Below are 4,665 nucleotides of genomic sequence, written 5' to 3' on the forward strand. Positions count from 1 at the left end.
CTGCGCCCCCAGACCCCCGCTCCGGCCCTGAACGGGCCTTGTCCTCAAACGCCGGACGGGCTGAAAGGTCCAGCCCCTCCGGCGTTTGAGGAGCGGGGGTTCGGGGGCGGAGCCCCCGAGGATGGGACGGGTAGGGGCGGCGGGGGCGAATATCACGAATACGTGGCCCTTGGGGATAGGGGTCGCCAGGCACTCGGTGTGGGCCACTACCCTGGTCTCGTGACCATTCGCCTGTACGACACCAGCGCCCGGCAGATTCGTGACTTCGCCCCGCTCACGCCGGGTTGTGTCTCGATCTACCTCTGTGGCGCCACGGTGCAGGCCGCCCCGCACATCGGGCACATCCGGTCGGGCCTCAACTTCGACATCCTGCGCCGGTGGTTCACGTACCGCGGGTACGACGTCACTTTCATCCGCAACGTCACCGACATCGACGACAAGATCATCAGGAAGGCCGCCGAACAGGGGCGCCCCTGGTGGTCCATCGGTTTCGAGAACGAGCGGGCCTTCAACGACGGCTACGGCGCGCTCGGCTGCCTGCCCCCGACCTACGAGCCGCGTGCCACCGGGCACGTGACCGAGATGGTCGAGATGATGCGCGGGCTCATCGAGCGCGGACACGCGTACGAGGCCGACGGCAACGTCTACTTCGACGTGCGCTCCTTCCCCGGGTACCTCCAGCTGTCCAACCAGGAACTCGACAACCTGCTCCAGCCCTCGGGGGACGGCGAGACCGGCAAGCGGGACCCACGCGACTTCGCCATGTGGAAGGCCGTCAAGCCGGGCGAGCCCAGCTGGGAGACGCCCTGGGGGCGGGGACGGCCCGGGTGGCATCTTGAGTGCTCCGCCATGGCTCATAATTACCTTGGGACCGCCTTCGACATCCACGGCGGCGGGCTCGACCTGATCTTCCCCCACCACGAGAACGAGATCGCCCAGGCCAAGGCCTTCGGCGACGACTTCGCGTCGTACTGGGTGCACAACGCCTGGGTCACCATGAGCGGCGAGAAGATGTCGAAGTCCCTCGGCAACTCCGTCCTCGTCAGCGAGATGGTCAAGGCCTGGCGGCCCATCGTCCTGCGCTACTACCTCGGCACCCCGCACTACCGCTCGATGATCGAGTACAGCGAAGAGGCCCTGCGCGAGGCCGAGTCGGCGTTCGCCCGGATCGAGGGCTTCGTACAGCGCGTCGTCGAGAAGGCCGGGGGTGTCGTCGAGCCCGCCGCCGAGGTGCCGCCCGCCTTCGCCGAGGTCATGGACGACGACCTGGGCGTACCGCAGGCCCTCGCCGTCGTGCACACCACCGTCAGGCAGGGCAACTCCGCCCTCGCCGCCGACGACAAGGAAGCCGCCGTGGCCCGCCTCGCCGAGGTGCGCGCCATGCTCGGCGTCCTCGGCCTCGACCCCCTCGACCCGCACTGGGCCGGGGACGGCGCGGACCGCGGCGAGGATCTGCACGGGGTCGTCGACAGCCTCGTACGACTTGTCCTCGATCAGCGTGAGGCGGCGCGCGGGCGCAAGGACTGGGGCACCGCCGACGCCATCCGCGACCAGCTCAACCAGTCGGGGCTCGTCATCGAGGACGGTCCGCAGGGGCCGCGCTGGACCCTCGGCCCGCGCTGAGCATTTCCCCACATTTCGCCGCATATCTCCTTGCCGCCCCTTGATCGATTGTGCCGCCCGGGCCCCCGGGCGGCACACTCATAGACGTACACACGCACGCCTTCACACAGACAGGTAGGTCATGGCCGCTAACAACCGCCGCATGTCCGGCAAGAAGGGCGCGCAGGTCGGCAGTGGCGGCCAGCGGCGCCGGGGGCTCGAGGGCAAGGGCCCGACGCCGCCCGCCGAGGCGCGCAAGGGGCACAAGAAGAACCGTATTGCCGGTGCAAAGGCCAAGCAGATCCAGCGGCGGCCCGCACCCAAGGGGCGCGGCGGGAAGGGCACCTCCGAACTCGTCGTCGGGCGCAACTCGGTCGTCGAGGCGCTCCGCGAGGGCGTGCCCGCCTCCATGCTCTACGTCCAGCAGTTCATCGACAACGACGAGCGCGTGCGTGAGGCGCTCCAGCTGGCCGGTGAGCGCGGCGGCATCCATCTGATGGAGGCTCCTCGTCCCGAGCTGGACCGGATGACCAACGGGCTCAACCACCAGGGCCTCGTCCTCCAGGTCCCGCCCTACGAGTACGCCCACCCCGAGGACCTCGCCAACGCCGCCTACGACAGCGGCGTCGACCCGCTCATCGTCGTGCTCGACGGGGTCACCGACCCGCGCAACCTCGGCGCCGTCGTCCGCTCCGTCTCCGCCTTCGGCGGCCACGGCGTCGTGGTGCCTGAGCGGCGCGCCGCCGGCATGACCGCCGGCGCCTGGAAGACCTCCGCCGGCGCCGCCGCCCGTACGCCCGTCGCCCGCGCCACCAATCTGACGCGCACCCTGGAGGCGTACCAGAAGGCCGGGATCGTCGTCGTCGGTCTCGCCGCCGACGGCGGGTCCGAGATCGGCGACCTGCCGGCCCTGGACGGCCCGGTCGTCATCGTCATCGGCAGCGAGGGCAAGGGGCTGTCCCGGCTGGTCGGGGAGACCTGCGACCACCTCGTACGGATCCCGATGCCGGGTGGCACCGAGTCCCTCAACGCCGGTGTCGCGGCCGGGATCGTGCTCTACGAAGCGGCCCGCCGACGCGCCTGAACACGCGTGCACGACGTCACCCGTACGGGCGGATCCGGCCGGGTGACGTGACCTTGACGCGGTCCGGACACATCCGCCAAGTCAAAGCAGTGTCCTAACCACACGTCACTCGGTTAGATGAGTGTGGACACCAGAACACCCCGCACACCCACGGGGGACCGCTCGTCGGGATACGACGACGCTCCCGCGCTGAGCATGGTGAAGGTGCCGAGCGATCCGGCGCAGGTCATCGTCAACCATGCGAGCTTCCGCGTGCAGTTGGGGGCCTCGACGCGGCGGGCGGCACCGTCGTCCCGCGTCGCCCGGCACCTCGGCGCTTCCGAGGACACGGCTCGCATCCCCGTCGTCGGCGCCACGGCCGGCCGCCGCCGCCCGCCCGTCGTCTGGAGCGGGAAGTCCGCACCCGACGACACCGGCGCGCACCGGCTGCTCCAGGCCGTACGGGGCTCCAGCGTGCGCCATGGCGAACAGCCGCCGCCCGCCGACGCCGGAGCGACGCAGGTCATCCCCCGCATCGGCGACGACGACCTCGACTACGCCGGCAGCACCCTCGACCAGACCGTCGAGACGCCCATCGTCGGCAGCCAGCGCACCCACGGCTCCGGCCCCGACTCGGGCCGCCTGCTCCCCAACATGCGCACGGTCGGCAGCGCGTACGACGAACCCGGCTACGGCCAACCCGGCCATGGGCACGGCGAGTTCGCCGACGACGGCTACGACGGTTACGACGACTACGAGCGGGACGCCGACGGCCGGCGCACCGGCGCCAAGCGCCACGCCAACGACCCCGTCCGGCACGCCTATTACCCCGGCCGCCGGATGAACCTCGGCGTCGTCCTGCTCCCGCTGCGCATCTTCCTCGGCTTCATCTCCATCTACGCCGGCATGGGCAAGCTCTGCGACCCCGTCTACTTCGACGGCGGCAAACGCGGCTCCATGATGAAGTGGCTCAACACCCTGCACCCCTGGGAAGTCGCCGAGCCACTACGGCAGTTCGCGCTCCAGCACCCCGTCGGCTCCGGCCTCGTCATCGCCTTCCTCCAGGTCATCGTGGGCGTCCTCACGGTCCTGGGGCTGTGGCAGCGGGTCGCCGCGGTCGGCGGCGCCCTGCTCTCCGCCGCACTGCTCGTCACCGTCAGCTGGAAGAGCGTCCCCGTCTACGACGCCCCCGACATCATCTACCTCGCCGCCTGGTCGCCGCTGATCATCGCCGGCGCCCCCGTCTACTCCATCGACGGCCGCCTCGCGGGCAGCGCCTGGCGACGCCTCGGACCCCGTACGGACATCTGGGAGCTGCGCAGTTACGTCCTGCGGCGCGGCGCCCTCGTCACGGCCGTCGTCATCGGGCTCACCCTCCTCATCGGCTCGCTCCTCGGCGGCGCCGTCCGCGACGCCGACCGCGTGGTCGTACCCGGCCCCGGCGAAGCCCCGCGCAACGAACTCCCCGGCTCCCCGCTCCCGGAGGAGTCCGGCGAACGGCAGGCCTCGAAGAGCCCCTCGGCGGCCACCAAGTCGCCGACCCAGGACGCCACTTCGGCCAGCCCCACGACCGGCGAGGCCGCGACCACCCCCGAGGAGGCCCGCGAGAGCGGCAGCGTCACCGGAAGCCGGCCCAGCCAGACCCAGGGCAGCGCCGGCCAGGCCCCGCCGCAGCAGACCACCCCGGTCCAGCAGGCGCCCAGCACCAGCGCCGGACCGTCCTCGTCGGGCGGCTCCACGGGCACCCCGGGCGGCACCAGCGGCGGCTCCACGGGCGGCAGCGGCAGCGGAGGCAGCGACGGCAGCACCGGCGGCTCCTCCACGGGGCAGCCGGGACTGGTGGGCGGCCTTCTCGGCTAGCAACAACCCGCCTGGGTACGGCGGTTACGTCAATGGGGTCCCGCGCGCGCGATGTCGGAGCCCTGGTCGCCGACCGGCCCGACCACGCCCAGCACGACGTCGTCGATCGCGGCCGGGTCGAGGTCCGGGAAGCGGTTCCG

The 4,665-nt window shown here is 71.5% G+C and carries 3 protein-coding genes; all 3 read left to right on the forward strand.

Translation table 11 applies throughout. The annotated features are described in order from the left end of the window. Positions 1-219: 219 nt before the first annotated feature. The 3 genes from cysS (at position 220) to ACWDR4_RS49825 (ending at position 4,525) form a co-directional block, all read left to right on the forward strand. On the forward strand, positions 220-1,623 hold the full coding sequence (cysS, locus tag ACWDR4_RS49815; protein ID WP_450418802.1) for a cysteine--tRNA ligase: 1,404 nt from the start codon (positions 220-222) through the stop codon (positions 1,621-1,623). Between the two features lie 121 nt (positions 1,624-1,744). Then, entirely contained in the window at positions 1,745-2,686 is a 942-nt protein-coding gene (gene rlmB / locus ACWDR4_RS49820; protein ID WP_450418803.1) for a 23S rRNA (guanosine(2251)-2'-O)-methyltransferase RlmB, read from the forward strand. A gap of 117 nt (positions 2,687-2,803) precedes the next feature. Then, positions 2,804-4,525, forward strand: a complete 1,722-nt coding sequence (locus ACWDR4_RS49825) for a DoxX family membrane protein (protein WP_450418804.1) — start codon at positions 2,804-2,806, stop codon at positions 4,523-4,525. Positions 4,526-4,665 lie beyond the last annotated feature (140 nt).

Source organism: Streptomyces sp. NPDC000878 (assembly GCF_053599695.1).

Excerpts from the sequence above, each read along its gene's own strand:
- rlmB (WP_450418803.1), top strand. The coding sequence starts at position 1,745 with ATGGCCGCTAACAACCGCCGCATGTCCGGCAAGAAGGGCGCGCAGGTC.
- ACWDR4_RS49825 (WP_450418804.1), top strand. The coding sequence starts at position 2,804 with ATGAGTGTGGACACCAGAACACCCCGCACACCCACGGGGGACCGCTCG.